This is a genomic window from Streptomyces sp. Tue6028, assembly GCF_002300165.1.
Classification (GTDB): Bacteria; Actinomycetota; Actinomycetes; order Streptomycetales; family Streptomycetaceae; genus Streptomyces; species Streptomyces siamensis.
The window spans coordinates 68,493-85,005 of the sequence record NZ_MLCE01000014.1 but is presented as its reverse complement, the minus strand read 5'-3'; the positions used below and the strand labels follow the sequence as shown (position 1 = coordinate 85,005).

13 protein-coding genes are annotated in these 16,513 nt (G+C 72.0%); 8 read left to right on the top strand and 5 right to left on the bottom strand.

The window, feature by feature from the left end; translation table 11 throughout:
• The first annotated feature begins 98 nt into the window (after nt 1-98).
• On the top strand, nt 99-572 hold the full coding sequence (locus BKI49_RS12810) for a DUF1203 domain-containing protein (protein WP_095934370.1): 474 nt from the start codon (nt 99-101) through the stop codon (nt 570-572).
• 93 nt (nt 573-665) lie between these two features.
• On the opposite strand, the gene BKI49_RS12805 is transcribed toward BKI49_RS12810, so the two are convergent.
• Both BKI49_RS12805 and BKI49_RS35785 read right to left on the bottom strand, forming a co-directional pair.
• On the bottom strand, nt 666-1,682 hold the full coding sequence (locus BKI49_RS12805; protein WP_095934369.1) for an aspartate-semialdehyde dehydrogenase: 1,017 nt from the start codon (nt 1,680-1,682) through the stop codon (nt 666-668).
• Between the two features lie 276 nt (nt 1,683-1,958).
• Complete coding sequence (locus tag BKI49_RS35785; protein WP_143658439.1) at nt 1,959-4,262, bottom strand: TerD family protein; 2,304 nt, start codon at nt 4,260-4,262, stop codon at nt 1,959-1,961.
• Between the two features lie 140 nt (nt 4,263-4,402).
• On the opposite strand from BKI49_RS35785, the gene BKI49_RS12790 reads away from it, so the two are divergent.
• Complete coding sequence (locus BKI49_RS12790) at nt 4,403-4,930, top strand: RNA polymerase sigma factor (RefSeq protein WP_179332427.1); 528 nt, start codon at nt 4,403-4,405, stop codon at nt 4,928-4,930.
• Nucleotide 4,931: 1 nt separating this feature from the next.
• Nucleotides 4,932-5,714, top strand: a complete 783-nt coding sequence (locus tag BKI49_RS35035; RefSeq protein WP_095934367.1) for a hypothetical protein — start codon at nt 4,932-4,934, stop codon at nt 5,712-5,714.
• A gap of 331 nt (nt 5,715-6,045) precedes the next feature.
• On the opposite strand, the gene BKI49_RS12780 is transcribed toward BKI49_RS35035, so the two are convergent.
• Together BKI49_RS12780 and BKI49_RS12775 are read right to left on the bottom strand one after the other, a co-directional pair.
• Nucleotides 6,046-9,357 (bottom strand): S8 family serine peptidase, encoded by a 3,312-nt coding sequence (locus tag BKI49_RS12780; protein ID WP_095934366.1) that lies wholly within the window; start codon nt 9,355-9,357, stop codon nt 6,046-6,048.
• A 222-nt stretch (nt 9,358-9,579) separates the two neighbouring features.
• Nucleotides 9,580-10,116, bottom strand: coding sequence for a CGNR zinc finger domain-containing protein (locus BKI49_RS12775; protein WP_095934365.1), 537 nt, complete (start codon nt 10,114-10,116; stop codon nt 9,580-9,582).
• A gap of 152 nt (nt 10,117-10,268) precedes the next feature.
• Between BKI49_RS12775 and BKI49_RS12770 the strand changes: the two genes are divergently transcribed.
• The 3 genes from BKI49_RS12770 to BKI49_RS12760 all read left to right on the top strand — a co-directional run bounded on the left by BKI49_RS12770 (nt 10,269) and on the right by BKI49_RS12760 (nt 13,784).
• The gene (locus BKI49_RS12770) at nt 10,269-10,721 is read left to right on the top strand and encodes a VOC family protein (RefSeq protein WP_095934364.1); all 453 of its coding nucleotides are present in this window, start codon (nt 10,269-10,271) and stop codon (nt 10,719-10,721) included.
• A 28-nt stretch (nt 10,722-10,749) separates the two neighbouring features.
• Nucleotides 10,750-11,619 (top strand): pyridoxamine 5'-phosphate oxidase family protein, encoded by an 870-nt coding sequence (locus BKI49_RS12765; protein WP_095934363.1) that lies wholly within the window; start codon nt 10,750-10,752, stop codon nt 11,617-11,619.
• A gap of 380 nt (nt 11,620-11,999) precedes the next feature.
• Entirely contained in the window at nt 12,000-13,784 is a 1,785-nt protein-coding gene (locus BKI49_RS12760) for a TIGR03767 family metallophosphoesterase (RefSeq protein ID WP_095934362.1), read from the top strand.
• A gap of 162 nt (nt 13,785-13,946) precedes the next feature.
• Here BKI49_RS12760 and BKI49_RS12755 read toward each other — a convergent pair whose 3' ends face one another.
• Nucleotides 13,947-14,513: a cysteine hydrolase family protein gene (locus tag BKI49_RS12755; RefSeq protein ID WP_095934361.1), complete on the bottom strand. Its 567-nt coding sequence runs from the start codon at nt 14,511-14,513 to the stop codon at nt 13,947-13,949.
• A 518-nt stretch (nt 14,514-15,031) separates the two neighbouring features.
• Here BKI49_RS12755 and BKI49_RS12750 point away from each other — a divergent pair.
• Nucleotides 15,032-15,469 (top strand): hypothetical protein, encoded by a 438-nt coding sequence (locus BKI49_RS12750; RefSeq protein WP_143658437.1) that lies wholly within the window; start codon nt 15,032-15,034, stop codon nt 15,467-15,469.
• Between the two features lie 41 nt (nt 15,470-15,510).
• Nucleotides 15,511-16,467: a hypothetical protein gene (locus BKI49_RS12745; protein WP_143658435.1), complete on the top strand. Its 957-nt coding sequence runs from the start codon at nt 15,511-15,513 to the stop codon at nt 16,465-16,467.
• The last annotated feature ends 46 nt before the right edge of the window (nt 16,468-16,513 follow it).

Here is a 16,513-nt window from a genome sequence, read left to right as displayed (position 1 = left end):
GTTATGTGTGGGTTGCGCCATCCTTCCACGGGACCTGCATCGAATGCGATGTCCGTTTCCCGCCGGTGCGGGCCCCCGGCGGGCGGGAGCCTGGACACATGACGACGTACACCGCACAAGCCGTTCCGCCGGCCGTCCTGAAGGAGCTCCGCGACACCGACGACGCGGGCCGCCGCCGTGTCCCCCTCGTGGACGAGGAGGGGGGCGCCCCGCTGCGCTGCTGTCTGCGCCGCAGCGAGCCGGGGGAGCGGATCGTGCTCGTCTCCTACGCGCCGCTGCGGCGGTGGGCGGCCGGGTCGGGGGCCGATCCGGGGCCGTACGACGAGCAGGGGCCCGTCTTCGTGCACGCCGAGGAGTGCGCGGGGCCGGACGGCGGCCTGCCGTTCACGAACGCCCACCGCACGGTGCGCCGCTACTCCGCGGACGGCCGCATCCTCGGCGGGCGGCTCGTGGCGGCCCCCGCGGAGTTCGAGGACGCCTTCGCCGAGGCCTTCGCCGACCCCGAGGTGGCCCTCGTCCATGTGCGGGCCGTGGAGTACGGCTGCTTCCTCTACGAGGTGCGCCGCCCCTGACGCCACGAGGCGCGCCCACCCCGACGACACACAGCCCCCGGGGCGGGACCGGTCAGGTCCCGCCCCGGGGGCTGTGGGCAGCGTCCCGGTAGGTCAGGCGCGCAGCTCGGCGGCGACCAGCTCCGCGATCTGGACCGCGTTCAGCGCGGCACCCTTGCGGAGGTTGTCGTTGGAGATGAAGAGGGCGATGCCGTGCTCGACGGTCTCGTCCGAGCGGATCCGGCCCACGTACGAGGCGTCCTTGCCGGCGGCCTGGAGCGGGGTCGGGATGTCGGAGAGGGTCACGCCGGGGGCGCCCGCGAGCAGCTCCGTGGCGCGCTCGGCGCTCAGCGGACGCGCGAAGCGGGCGTTCACCTGGAGGGAGTGCCCGGAGAAGACCGGGACCCGGACGCAGGTGCCGGAGACCTTCAGGGCCGGGATCTCCAGGATCTTGCGGGACTCGTTGCGGAGCTTCTGCTCCTCGTCGGTCTCGTTCAGCCCGTCGTCGACGACGGAACCGGCCAGCGGGAGCACGTTGAACGCGATGGGGCGCTTGTAGACCTGCGGCTCGGGGAAGTCGACCGCCTCGCCGTCGTGGGTCAGCCTGTCGGCGTCGGCGACGACCTTCATGGCCTGGCCGTGCAGCTCGGCGACGCCCGCGAGGCCGGAGCCGGAGACCGCCTGGTAGGTGGCGACGACCAGCGCCTCCAGGCCCGCCTCCTCGTGCAGCGGCTTCAGCACGGGCATGGCGGCCATCGTCGTGCAGTTCGGGTTGGCGATGATGCCCTTGGGGCGGTCCGCGATCGCGTGCGGGTTCACCTCGGACACCACCAGGGGCACCTCGGGGTCCTTGCGCCAGGCGGAGGAGTTGTCGATCACGACGGCACCCTGGGAGGCGACCTTCTCGGCCAGCGCGCGCGAGGTCGCGCCGCCCGCCGAGAACAGCACGATGTCCAGGCCCGAGTAGTCCGCCGTGGAAGCGTCCTCCACCGTCACACCGTCGATCTCCGTCCCGGCCGAGCGGGCCGAGGCGAACAGGCGCAGCTCGTCGACCGGGAACTCCCGCTCGACCAGGATCCTGCGCATGACCGTGCCGACCTGACCGGTGGCTCCGACGATTCCGACCTTCACGGCGACTCCCTTTGCGTGCGTTTCACGTGGTCCAGCGCTTCCATGATGCGTCTCACCAGTCCCCGCGTGTCCAATCCTTTCGTCGTGGTGACCGAGGAGTGGGACGCCCGGAACGGGTGGACCCGCCCCGATCGTCCGGTGCCCGCCGCCCCCGATCCGAAGAAAACCGCCCGCCGCCCGCCCCGGACCGCAAGCCGTACGGTGCGGCCGCCGCCCCCCGGCGCCGTGCGGTGTGACGTACGACTCCGGGCCGGGGGAGGGGTGTGCGCGGCGGTGTCAGCCGCGCGCCTCGATGGTCCACTTGCCGCCGCCGCTGGTCCTGACCTGGACGAGGCCCTGCGGTATGTGCTGGAGACCGGTGGCCATGCTGATCCGGCGGATCGGTTCGAGACGCTCGTCGAGCTCCCACAGGGCGATGAGGTCGAGCAGGCCGCGCACCTCGTAGCGGACCATCATCTCGGCCGCCGGGCCGGTGTGACGGACGACCGCGTAGCCCTGCCCCGACACCTTGTCGGTGAACGCGGGCACGGTGTCGAGGGAGGCCGGCTCGATCTGCCAGCCCGTCGTGTGACGGGCGGTGACCAGCAGGTAGCAGTATCCGGCCGCCGACACCGACAGGGGGCCGACGACGGGCCGGCGCCGCCCCGCCGTGCTCGCGCTCATGCTCTTCCTGCCGTCCGCCTGGACGACGGAGGTCTCCAGCGGATCCTCGTCCCGGGTGAGGCGGCGCAGGGTCTGCACCGCGGGCGGTCCGGTGTGGCGGAACACCGTGCTGCCCTTGCCCTCCGTCTTCCCGGTCAGCGGTGTCGCGGCCTCGACGGGCAGCAGGCGCAGACTCCACGCGCCCACGCGCTCCAGCCGCAGCCGGACCTCGCTCTCGCCCGAGCCGAACACGAGGGTGCGGCCCTCCACCCCGTGCGTGCTCGATTCCATGAACTTGTCGGCGTCGTCGTACTCGTCCAGCCGCTCGACCCGGTAGCCGCCGTACTCGTTCTCGTCCTTGATCGAGTATTCGAGGATCGCGGGCTTCCCGGGCTCCGGGTTGACCAGCGTGACCGTCTTCGCGCCGCGGCCCGAGTGCTCGTCCTTGGCGCGGCCGAAGCGGCCGAGGAGGCCTTTCGTGCGGGGCCCGTCCTTGGCCGCGCCGTCGCCCGCGGCCGGGTACGGCTGGGCGGGCGGTGCCGCGGGGACGGCGGCGGGAGGTGCCTGCGGGACCGCGGCGGGAGGCGCGGGCGGCACGGCGACGGCCGGCGGCTCGAACGTCGTGGCCGGGCCGGGGTCGAGGGCGGGCAGCGGCCGGGCGGTCAGCTGCCAGGGGCCGTCGGCCTCGACGAGCAGCAGCAGCGGGCCCGCCGGGACGGGCGCGGTCTGCCGGAGCCGCCCGACGTCGTTGAAGATCAGGTCCTGGGAGCCCTGGAGATTGTGCGCGTCCACGCTCCACACGACGAACGAGCCGTCGCCGTCGCTGTCGCCGGCGAACTCCGCGTCGACGTCGGCCTCCGTGCCCGTGTAGGCGAGCACCTCGGGGCCGATGCCCTGCACGGTGCCTTCGAGATGGCGGACCGCCGACAGCGGCTGGAGGGACACCGTCCAGTCGTTGTCACCGGTGACCCGCAGCCGCAGGCGCCGGTCGTCCCCCTGGAAGACGAGAGCCCGCCCGTGGAAGTCGGTGATGGTGTTGTTGAAGACGAGCTTGTCGTCCTTGTTCCGCTTGGTGAGCGTGTACGCGTAGATGTAGCCCTCGCCCTGGTGCCAGGCCTCGACGAGCACGGGGCCGGGAGGGACGGACCCGCCCACGCTGACCACTCCCTGACCGCGGCCGCGCTGCACGACGGGCGCGAAGCCGGGCCCGAACGGGAACGGGGCGCCACTGTGCGGGACCGGCGGCACGGCTCCCGTCGGGCCCGGCCCCGGCGGCGGCGCGGGCACCGCGGCCGCCGGCATCGGTGCCGGTACCGGCACCGGTCCCGTCGTCTTCGAGGGCACGGTGTCCAGCGGTACCGGACCCGACGGCGACGGGGGCACCGCGTCGGACGGCTCGGGCCCGGTCGGCTCCTCCTCCACCGCGATGCCGAAGTCCGTGGCCAGCCCCGCGAGCCCCGACGCGTACCCCTGGCCGACCGCCCGGAACTTCCACTCCCCGTTGCGCCGGTAGAACTCGCCGAGCACGAAGGCCGTCTCGCTCGACGCGTCCGTGACCTCGTAGTGCGCCACGACCGCGCCGTCACCGGTCAGCGCCTGCACGGCGAGGCCGGGCACCTCGCCGAAGACCCCGCCGTCGCAGGAACCGGCGATCAGCACCCGTTGCACCTGCGGCTCGACGCGCGGCAGGTCCAGCTCCAGCCATTCGGCGAGCTGCCCGTCGCCCTTCGCGTTGCCGGCGTGCCGCACGGCCCCCGAAGGATGCGCCGGCTGGTTGTAGAAGACGAGGTCGGCGTCGCCGCGCACCTTGCCGACCGCGTCGAGCAGCAGGGCCGAGGCGTCCACGGGCGGTGTCCCGGGGGCGTCGCGACGGCAGACGGCGACCCGCAACAGAGCTGCGGGGACAGGGGTGTTGGCTCCTTTGGTGATGTGCGTCATGAGCCACATGCTGACAGTGAGGATCATGTGAAGTCGAGGGGTGAGGGAAAGGGAGGGCGGCGGTCCGGAAAACTGCGCCGAACAGGGCCGAACGTTTCGGCCCGCACCCGCGTCGTAGGGGAAACGCGGGAAGGGGAGGGGTGGCTGTGCTGCGCAGAAAGGCCCGCGCCGCCCAGGGGGTGGACGACCCCCTGGACGCGGCCCAGGAACGCCGGGTGCGTGCGGTGCTCGCGCTCGGCGGTGTACCGCAGACGGACCTGCCGGACGGGGTGCAGCAGGTCCGCCTGCGGTTGCTGGAGCGCGCGGCGAAGGGGGACGAGGCACCGCGCGACGTGTCGGCGTGGGCGGCGGTCGTCGCCTCGAACCTGGCGATGGACTGGCACCGGGCCAAGCGCCGCCAGGAGCGGCTCGGTGAACGCCTCGCCTCACTGAGGCAGCTGGAGCACCCCTCGGGCGAGGACTCCAGCGTGCTCTCGCTGGCGGTCGCCCAGGGCCTGGACGAACTGCCCGACGCCCAGCGTCAGGTCCTCGTCCTGCGCTTCTACGCCGACCTGTCCGTGCGCGGGATCGCCGAGGAGCTCGGCGTCCCGGAGGGCACGGTCAAGAGCCGGCTGCACGCCGCGGTGCGCGCCCTGCGCGCCCGCCTGCACGAGGACGAGGTGGTGTGACGTGGCCGAGTACGAAGGTGTGGACGCGCTGCTGGCCGCGATCACGGACGAGTCGTTGCCCGAAGGAGCACGCGACGACGCGGAGTTCATGGCCGAACACCGCTCGGCGGCGGCGGACCTGACACTGCTGCGGGAGCAGCTGGGACTCATCGGCGACGCCCTGGCGGACGCCGGGAAGGTGTCGGAGACGGGCGGGGCGCGTGCCCCGGGGAAGGCGGCACGGGCCAGGAGGCCGCGGCGGACCGGGAACCGGGGGCCGGCGGGCGGACCGGGGAAGCGCTCCCGGCATCCGGGGGCGCTCGCCGTGTCGCTCGGCACGCTCGCGGTCGCCGCGGTGGCCGCGGTGGTCGTCGGCATGAGCTGGCTGCTGGCGCAGGGCGGGGGATCCGCGCTCGGGGGAGGCTCGGCGGACTCCGCGAAGTCGGACCAGCGCGGCAGCGGCGAGGACTCCTCGCTCAGCGCTCCGGGCTACCTCGCGTGCGCCCGTTTCGTCGTCGAGGGCAGGGTCACAGCGGTCGAGCGGGTGCCGGGCAGCGGGCAGGACCGGGTGACCCTGGACGTGGAGCGCTCCTACAAGCCGGCGAAGGGCGACGACCGGGTGACGTTCCTGATGGCCGAGGACTCCGTTCCGCGGCTCCACGAGGGTGAGCACGCCCTCGTCGCCGTACGGCGCCACCAGGAGACCGCCGACCAGTGGACGACGGGAGAGAAGGCCATCGCGGAGCAACGGGCCTGGATCCTCGACGCGCTGCCCGCCTCCCGCGGCCTGGCCTGCGAGGAGTGAGACGACCGAATCCGAGGGGCAGGCCCGGCGCGGGCGGAGGGGCAGGCCCGGTGCCGGGAGCGGAGGACGCGCCTCATCGAACCGGACGGAACGCCCCTGCTGGAGCGAGGGATTGCCGGCCGGAGGCGAGGGGACCGCTCGGCGTCCCGGGTACGCGGTGGTCGGGCTCGGGAACGCGGTGGTCGGGCCCGGGTAGGCGGTGGTCGGGCCCGGGTACGGCGAAGGGCGGGTGCCCGGTACCGGACACCCGCCCCGTGCCGTCCGGACGGGCGCCCGTTTCCGGGCCCCGTCCCACGGCGGGACGCGCGCGTCGGCGCACGCCCCGCACGCGCTACGGCGTGACCTTGTCGATCTTCACGCTGCCGATGCCCGCGACCGTGCCGCGCGCGTTCACCAGCTGGACCTGGCCGAAGAACTCGCGTCCCTCGGGCGCCGGGGCCGCCGCGGTGACCGAGCCGGACACCGTCGCCGAGTCGCCCGTGCCGAGCTTGACCGGCGCGGACTCGTCGACCGTGACCGTGCCGAGCGCGGACGAGAAGAACACGTCCTGGTAGTCGTAGGCGGTCGAGCCCGACGGGACCGAGTAGCCGACGACCTCGATGGTGTAGGTCCCGGCGGCGGGGGAGGCGATGGACACGGCCTCCTCGGAGTCGCCGTCCGCGGACTGCGCGACCTGCGCGCCCTTGGAGTCGTAGACCGTCAGGTCGAGGTCGGCGGCGTTGTCCGAGACGTTGCCGATGGCGACGTCGAGGGACTTGGCGCCCGCGGGCACCTCCACGGTGGTGGTCTGCGTGGCGCCCTCACCGATGGTCGGCCGCGCGTTCTTCGAGGAACCGAGCGGGCCGCCCTTGAGGGTGCCGTCGAGCGCGGCGTACTTGTTCGTCACCTTCCAGGAGGCGGCGGCCGGGGTGCCGACCTTGGCCTCGGGGACGGTCACGACGGCGGGGTCGAAGTCCGCGCCGAGCACGGAGACGCCGAGCTTGTACGGGTTGTCGAGCAGCGGCGACGTGCGGCGCGACTCGACCTCGATCTCCCAGACCCCGGCCTGCGGGTCCGCGTACGAACGCACGTCGGGCTTGCAGCCGTTGCCGTCGAGGTAGTTGTTGTAGCAGAACGGCGTCGAGGTGTTGTCGACCGGAACGCCGTACGGGTGGATCGAGATGAACCGGGTCTGGCTCTTGTCCTTGAGCCCGCCGATCGCGACCTCCAGCGACCTGGCGCCCTCGGGCACGGTCACGAAGTACGACTGCGTGCTGTTGCGCTGCACCGAACCCGACGCGGAGTAGGTGTACTTGACGGGTGCGGAGACCACGACCGTCGTCAGGACCTGCTTGTCGACGCCCTCGGTCCTCGGGTCGTCGACCTCCAGGATCGCGCTCTTGAGGCCCGCGGACCGCGGGTTCGCCTGCACCTTGACGGTGACCGGCTGGTTCAGCCCCAGCTTCACCTCGTCGGAGCCGACGATCCGGAAGGTGTCACCGGCGTTGTTCTCGAAGTGCAGCTCGTGGCGGATCGCCCGGTCGGCGCCCGACGTACGGGTCAGCGTGATGTCGTACGTCTTCTTGTCACCGGCCTTGAGCCCGCCCTCGCGGTCGTACAGGCCCGTGCCGAAGCCCGGCGTCTTCAGCGCGAAGTCGATCGCGGTGTCGACCGGTGCCTTCACGGTGTAGTCGTGCGCGGTGGCGCCGTCCTTGATGGAGTCCCAGGCGTCCTCGATGTTGATGAGGCCCGCGCCCTCCTCGTACGCCTGCACACCCTTGATGTGGTCGGCGGTCGAGGTCAGTGCCGTGCGCAGGGTGGCGGGCTTCAGCTCGACGCCCTTCTGCTTCGCGGCGCTCAGCAGCAGCGCGGACGCGCCCGCGGCCTGCGGCGACGCCATCGACGTGCCCTGGAGCATCGAGTAGCCGGCCGGCAGCGAGTAGCCCGCCTCGGCGACCGGGGAGCCCGGCAGCCAGGTCTGCGTGGAGTTGATGGAGGCGCCGGGCGCGCTGAGCGTCGGCGTGAAGCCGCCGTCCTCGCGCGGGCCGCGCGAGGAGAACGGCATCATCGCGTACGACTTCGCCACCTGCGAGCCGTAGTTGGCCGCCCAGGTCTGCTGGGAGATGGTCGCGCCGACCGAGATGACCTTGTCGGCCAGGCCCGGGTCGCCGATGGTGTTCGCGCCGGGGCCGGAGTTGCCCGCGGAGATCACCAGCTGCACGCCGTAGGTGTCGATGAGACGCGTGTAGAGCTCGGCGCGCGCGTTGTTGCCGTCGTTGAGCGCGGGCAGACCGCCGATGGACATGTTCACGATGTCCACGCCGCGGTTGGCCACGAGGTCGATCATGCCCTCGGTGAGCGCGACGTTGGTGCAGCCGCCGGTCCAGGTGCAGGCCCGGGAGGAGACGATCTTCGCGCCGGGCGCGGCGCCGTTCATCTTCCCGCCGAACAGGCCGTTGGCGGAGGTGATGCCGGCGACGTGGGTGCCGTGCTCGGACTCGATGACACCGATGTTGACGAAGTCGGCCTTCTTGCCGACCCAGTCGCCCCCGTAGGGGTCCATCGGGACGTCCTTGCGGATCTCGACGACGAACGGCTGCCGCTCGACGACGTCGGTCGTCGGGTTGTCGGTGCCGAAGTAGCCGATCTGGTAGCCGTCCTTGTACGGCTTCATCGGCTTGTCGTCGGTGAAGTCGCCGTTGTTGTTCAGGTCGACGGTGACTGTGCCCGCCGCCGGGTCGTACAGGACGCCCCACGCGTCGGTGGTGTCGCCGTCGCGGTTCGCGTCGCCCTTGGCGTCGCCGCCCGCGGTCACCGACTCGCGGAAGGTGCTGATCTCGTACGAACCGGCCGGTGCCGTCCAGGTCCTGCCGCTGTAGGTGAAGGTGGGCCCGGTGACCGCGGTGACCATCGGGCGCCAGGTGGCGTCGCCGTCCACGATCGGGTCGGTCGCGGTGACCCAGTCGACGATCTTGCGCTCGCCGGTCGTCGTCTTCTGCAGCGCGGGGTGGCCGAGGTCGACGCCGGAGTCGAGGATGCCGATGGTGATGCCCCGGCCGTCCGCCTTCGGGTGATCCTTCACGAAGTCGACGGCGCCCGTCTCGAAGGACGGGTTGTACGGGTTCTCGGCGGGGGTGCTCTTGGACGGGCCGGAGTACGTGGCCGTCGAAGTGGCCTGCTCCCGGGCGCCCTTGGCGGTGTCGGCGCTCGGCGTCGGGTCGTCCAGCGCGATCTCCTGGCGCAGGTCGATCCCATGCACCGAGGAGAGCTTCGCGGCGGCGGCGATGGCCGCGTCGGCCCGGCCGGTGGGGACGGTCGCCCGGACGTACCCGAGCTTGTCGTAGGTGCGGCCCACGGAGCCGCCCTTGACCGCGTCCAGTTCCTCGGCGACCTGCTCGGTCTGCCCAGGAGCGGTGGCGATCATCATGGTGACGTTCTTGTCGCCGTTGGCCTTGGCCTCGGTGAGGAGTTCGGCGTCGGCGGAACCGAGCTTGGCGGCGGCCGACTTGGTGCCGGGGTCGGCTGCCGGTGCGCCGGAGTCGGAGGAGAAGGCCATGGGTATCGGCCCGGCCGTGGAGAGCGCGGCCACCAGGCCGGCCGCCACGGCGATGCGGGCCGCGCGTCTCGCGCCGGATATCGGAGCGCGCTGAGGGTCGGAGGTCATCTGCATCCCTTGTAGGTAAAGGAACGAGCGCGGAGCGACCGGCTCCGAGGGTCCTTCGGGGTCCGATCGCATCAGTCCGGTATGTGGACCCGGATGACCGCTCAGCTTTGCCTAAGGGGCAGTTGTTTGGGGAGTGTTGACCGAGGCGGGATGGAGCCATGGCGTACTTCCGCCATACGTCACGCCGGTTATGCCGGTGTATCACCGGACATGTAGGGCGTCTCAGCTCTCCTTCGTGCGCGCGTAGTGGCGGGATGCCTTCGCGCGGTTACCGCATGCCGCCATCGAGCACCAGCGGCGGGTGCCGTTCCGTGAGGTGTCGAAGAAGTGCAGGATGCACGCCTCGTGGGCGCAGCCGCGGATGCGGTCGGGGGCGGTGTCCAGCAGCGTGAGGTAGTCGCGGGCCGCCAGCCAGGCCGGTCCCCAGGAAGGGTCGTCGAACTCGGCGTTCTCGGCAGGCCCCTGCTCGGTCAGGGTCAGGCGGACCCGCCCGTGCGCGAGGACCGCGTCGATGCGCGCGACGGTCTGCGGGGAGATGCCGTCGACGGCCGCGCGGAGGGCGTCGCGTGCCTGGAGCGTGTGCCGCAGGACGGCCTCCTCGGCCGGGAAGTCGAGCCCGTTGGCCGCCAGCCATACGGCCAGCCCCTCGGTGTCCGTCAGCAGGTCCTGCGTCTCGCCCTCGCGGTTCCAGCGGGTGTTGAGCAGATCGAGCGAGACCGGCTCCCCGGTGAGCGGGCGCGGGTCGGGGCGGGTGGGCATGGCGGGGCTCCCTTCGCCGCCGGTCGCCGCGGCGGCACTCACTGCTAACCAGTCAAGGGTAGGTCACCGGTTGCACCTCCTCGCTCTAACCTTTAAAGTCGAAGACAGAGGTTAGCTCCCGGATGGGGCTGCCATCGACAGAGGGGACTGCCATGACCTTGCGCACCGGCCACATCGGCCTGAACGTCACCGACCTCGACCGCTCGCTCGCCTTCTACCGCGACGTCCTCGGCTTCGGGGTGCTCGGCGAGGGCAAGGAGGAAGGGCGGCGGTACGCCTTCCTCGGCTCGCTGAGCGGCGACGGCCGCCCGGTCGTCACGCTCTGGCAGCAGGCGGGGACGCCGTACGACAAGGGCCGCGCGGGCCTGCACCACCTCGCCCTCGAAGTGGACACGATCGAGCAGGTCAAGGAGTACGAGACCGCCCTGCGCGGCTACGGCGTCGACTTCGCCTACGACGGTGTCGTCGCCCACCGCGAGGGCTCGGCCTCGGGCGGCATCTTCTTCCACGACCCGGACGGCACACGGCTGGAGATCTACGCGCCCAGCGGGGCCGAGGAGGCCACGGCGCCGGTCACCGCCGCCCCCACCTGCGGATTCTTCTGACCGGCCGACGGCTTCCCGAGGAGACGCCATGACCTATCACTCCGGGTCGCGCGCCGTGCAGGACCGCGTCGGCGTCCGTGACCTCGCCGACCACGTGGGCCGGTCCATCGGGCAGGGCATCCGGCCGGTGGCCGCCGCCTTCCTGGAGCAGCAGCCGATGCTGGTCCTCGGCGCCGCCGACCCCGGCACCGGCGCGGTCTGGGCCTCGCTGCTCACCGGCAGGCCCGGCTTCGTCCGGGCCACGGGCGTCCGGCAGATCTCGGTCACGGGCGGGCTCCGGCCCGGCGATCCGCTCGCGCCCGCGCTCCGCACCCCCGGGACGCCCGTCGGCACCATCGCGCTCGACCCGCGGACCCGCCGCCGCATGCGTGTCGACGGCCGTGCCAGACCCACCCCCCGAGGCCTCGCGGTCGAGGCCGACCAGGTCTTCTCCAACTGCCCCAAGTACCTGCAGAGAAGGGAGACGTACGAGACGACCGGGCGCGTCCCGGGCACCCCGCGCCGCGGCAGCCTGCTCTCGCCCGCCCAGGCGGAGTCCGTGGCTGCGGCCGACACCTTCTTCCTCGCCACGGTCCACGCGCACGGCGCCGACGCCAGTCATCGCGGCGGCAACTCCGGCTTCGTCCGCGTCACCGCGCCCGGCGAACTGCGGTGGCCCGACTATCCCGGGAACTCGATGTTCCTGTCCCTCGGGAACCTGGCGGCCGACCCGAGGGCCGGGCTGCTCTTCGTGGACTGGACGGCGGGGACCACGCTCCAGCTCACCGGCACGGCCCGTACGGAGTTCGCGTCCGACGGGGAGCGGAGCGTGCGCTTCACCGTCACCGGGGTCGTCGAGACACCGGCGGCCAGCCCCCTGCGCTGGTCGGCGCCCGAGTACTCACCCGCCAATCCGTGAGCCGCCGCGCCGCCCCGTGAAGCACCGCCGCCGGCCCGCGAGACCCCTGACCCTCGCCGGTCCGGCGGCGGTGGCCCGGCTTCGGCTCCCGGTCCGGCGGTGGTGGCCCGGCTTCGGCTCCCGGACCGGCGGCGACGTCCGGAACCAGGTTCCGTACCCGGGAAGATGAACACGGAGTGACCGTCCCCGGGCCGTTCGAAGAGGGCTCCATGGCCGCGCAGGGTGGTCCAAGATCCACGTACGGTGATCTGCGCCGGTCGTTGCCGCCCAGTTAACGCGCAGGTCACCCCCGGTGCCAACGATCCAGTGTGAGCGGGGAGTTCGCACGGCGGACGCCCCGCGACCACTGCCGACGCGTTCGCACTCGGGGAGACCGCGCCATGTCGCGCATACGCTCTGTCGCCGCCGTACCCGCCCTCAACCGCCGCAGCCTGCTGGCCGCCACCGGAGCCGTGTCCCTGTCCGCGGGGGTCGGCTTCGCCCTGCGTCCGGACGCCCCGGCGCACGCCGCCACGACGAGCCAGGAGCCCGTCGCCGACTCCCTCGCGCACACCGGAGCGAGGTCGACCGCGGTGCGCCCGCCGGCCCCCGCCGCGCTGGTCCCGTACACGCGCGGCACCACCCTGCAGTCCGTCGCCGCCCCGCGCTCCGGCTCCACCGGATACCGGCGGCTCGGCGACGGCCGCGGCTGGACGCGGGTCCTGCGCGACGAACTGGCCGCCGCCAAGTCCGGCCGCGCCGACCGGCGCACCACGCTCGCCGCGTTCGTGCAGCTCACCGACCTGCACCTGATCGACGCGCAGCACCCGTTGCGCCTGGAGTACCTGCGCGCCCAGAACAAGAGCGCCTGGCGCCCCCAGGAGACGCTGACCGTCGCCGGCGCCGTCTCGCTCGTCGAACGGGTCAACTCGCTGCGCGGAGCCCCCGTCACCGGCTCCCCGCTGCATTTCGTCATGACCACCGGGGACAACACGGACAACAACTCCAAGACCGAACTGGACTGGTTCCTGAAGGTCATGAGCGGCGGCCGTGTCACCCCCAACAGCGGCGACCCGCGCCACTACGAAGGCGTCCAGGCCAGCGGCCTCAAGACGTACTGGCAGCCCGACGCGGCGCTGCGCGACGCCGACAAGCAGCTCGGCTTCCCGCGCCTTGCGGGCTTCCTGGAGGCGGCGATCCGCGAGGTCCGCAGTCCCGGCCTGAAGCTGCCCTGGTACTCCACCGTCGGCAACCACGACGCGCTGCCGCTCGGCTGCTACGGCTCCCGCGGCGACTCCTACCTCACGGACTTCGCCGTCGGCGGGAAGAAGCTGATGTCGCTTCCCGACGCCGAGTGCACCGCCCTGGCCAAGAGCATCAAGGACGGCAGCAGCCCCAAGGGAACCGCGTTCCGGGACCTGCTCAAGTCGCACGCCCGGCAGATGCGCTCGGTCACGCCCGACGAGAACCGCGCCCCCTTCACGCCCGCCGAGTATCTGCGCGCGCACCTCGACCCGGCGCACACCGGCCCCGGCCCGATCGGACACGGCTACTCCTCGGCGAACCTGGCCGCGGGCACCCAGTACTACACGTTCCGCATCGCCGAGGACGTCATCGGCGTCAGCCTGGACACCACCGACCCCGGCGGCCACTACGAGGGCTCCATCGGCACGGCGCAGCTGCGCTGGCTGGAGAAGACCCTGCGCGAGAACAAGGACTCCTACGTCGTCGTCTTCAGCCACCACACCAGCAAGACGATGCGCAACCGCCACGCCGACCCGGCCCACCCCGTCGAGAAGCGCCATGGCGGCGACGAGGTCGTCGCGCTCCTCGTGAGCTTCGCCAACGTCCTGGCCTGGGTGAACGGTCACACCCACAAGAACGAGATCATCCCGCACGCCGCGCCCGGCAACCGCTCCTTCTGGGAGATCTGCACCGCCTCCCACGTCGACTTCCCCCAACTCGCCCGCGTCATCGAGCTGGTGGACAACAAGGACGGCACGCTCTCGCTCTTCACCACGCTCGTAGAGTCCGCGGCCCCGCACGCCACGGACTTCTCCGACCTCAGCCAGACCGGGCTGGCGGCGCTCTACCGGGAGCTCTCCTTCAACGCGCCCGGAGCCCGCACGGACCTGTCCGGCGCCTCCCGCGACCGCAACACGGAGCTCGTCCTCAAGAAGGGCTGACCGGCCAGGCCGCACCTGGATCCGCACCTGGATCCGCACCTGGATCCGCACCTGGATCCGCACCTGGATCCGCACCTGGATCCGCACCCGGATCCGTCCGCGGGCCGACCCGCCCGGCCGCACCCTGAGCGCCGGTCACACGGCGCTCCGGGTGCACGCCGGTCAGGCGGCGCCGGCCGGTGCGAAGCTCACCTCCGCCGTGACAACGGTGCCGCCCCGGCGGCCCGGTGCGTTCTGCTCCGCCCAGTAGAGGTTGGTGTGGGCGATCACCAGGGCGGGGGCCGGTGCGCCGTACGCGGTGAGGTCCTCCGTCGTGTGGGCGTCGGCGACCAGCGTCACGTCGTATCCCCGGACGAAGCCGCCGTGGAGGGTCGAGCGGATGCACACGTCGGTCTGGGCGCCCGTGACGACGAGACGGCCCACACCCAGTCCGGCGAGCAGCTCCTCCAGCTCGGTGGCCTCGAAGGAGTCGGCGTAGAGCTTGTGGACGAGGGGCTCGGTGTCGTGGCGGACCAGCTCCGGCACGTACTGCCAGCTCTCGCCGCCCTTCTTGAGCTGGTCGTCGGAGTGCTGGACCCAGATCACCGGCGCGCCCTCGGCGCGGGCCCTGGCGGCCAGGGCGCCGATGTTGGCGATCACGCCGTCGCGGTCGTGGCAGCCTTCCACCACGCCGTTCTGGACGTCGATGACGAGCAGTGCGGTGTTCGGGCGGCCGGGAAGCGTCGTCACGGGCCTCTCCTGTCTCTTCCGTCTTTTCCTCAGTCGTGCCTGTCCTCGCGTGGGCACCACCGTAGAGGGGGCCACCGACAACGCGGGCGGGTCCGGGCGGGCCGGTGGAACCGGCCATGTTCCACGGATGGAATTACGCCAATTCCACTTCCGCTTCGCCGCTTTCACTCAGCCGGATTTCTGGATTCCGGCCCGAAAGCCTGCGCCGGGCCCATTCCGCTTGCGCGACCGCCCGCCTGTCGCGGGTCGCGGGTCCCAACTGTGAGCCCTGTTTCCCATGTTCCCGGTGTGGTTAGAGTGGACAGGTGTTCGGCGGCCCTGACCAGGCCATGACCAGCCGGACTCCATGACGGGGGTGTCCTGTGCCTTCTCTCTCCCTTTTCTCTTCCGTACATGTTCCTTCCGTACGTCCTTCTTCCGTGTCCCTTCGTTCCATAGCTCCGCCTCTCCCCCTTCTCTCTTCCTGTGCAGGCCGGCACCCCCGCACCTGACGAAAAGAAAAGAGCTGAGAGGAACCCGTGAGAAATCCACGCCTGTTGATTCCGTCGCTCGCCGCCGCGCTGCTCGCGATACCGGTGGCCTCGGCCTCCCCGGCCTCCGCCGACGTCACCCCGGCCGCGCCGACGCACCGCTGCTACGACCGCATGGCCTGCTTCTACTACAACAGCAACCAGCAGGGAGCCCTCGCGACGATCGGGAACGGCGGCTACAACCTGGACGGCGAGGTGTTCAAGCCCGGCTCGGGCCCCGGAGCGGGCACGCAGCTGGAGGACCACGCCGCCTCCTGGGACAGCCGTACCCGCAACACCGCCTTCTGCGTCCACCGCGACCGCTGGTGGAAGGGCCCCTACAACTCGCTCAAGCCGCAGGGCCGCAAGAACCTCACCTCCGCGCTGAAGAACAAGAACTCCTCCACCAACTGGTACCCGCGCCACGAGGACGGCTCCGGCCACTGAGGCCACCGCAAGCCACTGACCAGGAAAGGAACCCCCCACCCATGCGTGCAAGAACAGCTTCCCTGGCGGCCGCGGCCTCGATGGCGGCACTCGCCCTGACCGCCTGCGCGGGACACGGCGCCGACGGCGCCGGCTCCGGCCCGGACGGCACCGCGGACCGGCGGACGAAGGTGCAGGCCTCGGCGGTCCGCGCCGTCGCCCGCATGACCCTGCCCCTGGACGCCTACCAGCTCTCGCCCGAGGAGTACGAACGGAGCCGGCGGGCCACTTGGGCGCTCGTGCGGCCGTGCATGGTCGACCTCGGGTTCAAGGACTTCACCTTCCGGCCCGCGCCCGTCGCCGACGGCCTCGAAGCGCACGAGGACCTCCGCTACGGCACCTACAACGTCACCGAGGCCGGCAAGTACGGCTACCGGCCCGCCTTCGCACAGACCACCTCCCTCGCACGCGGCGGCGAAGTGGGCGGCGAAGAACCCGAGTTCAGCCCCGAGGAGGAGGCCGCGCTCGACGGGTACCAGGCCGGTCGCACCGCCGCCCCGAAGCGGGTGACCAGGACCGCGGCGGGGGAGACGATCCCCCAGGACGGCTGCTACGGACAGGCCCTCGCCGAGGTCACCGGCGGGCAGGCCGACACCTACCTCGACGACACCCTCGTGGAGGAACTGGACGGCCAGTCCTACGAGAAGTCCCTCACCGACCCGAAGATCCGGGCGGCCTTCGCGTCGTGGTCGGCGTGCATGAAGGGCAAGGGCTTCGCGTACGCGTCACCGATCGACGCGAACAACGATCCCCGGTGGACCGGCGACAAGCCGTCGCAGGCGGAGATCGAAACGGCCACCGCCGACACCCTGTGCAAGGAGGAGACCGGCCTGCTCGGCATCTGGCACGGCGCCGAGACCGCCATCCAGAAGGACCTCATCTCCTCGCACACGCAGGAACTGGCGGCCGTGCGCGACATGAAGACCGCCACCGTCGCCAACAGCGAGAAGTCCCGCTAGGGGGCGGGGACACCCGCACACGAGGAGGGGCCGCCGGCAGCCCGGC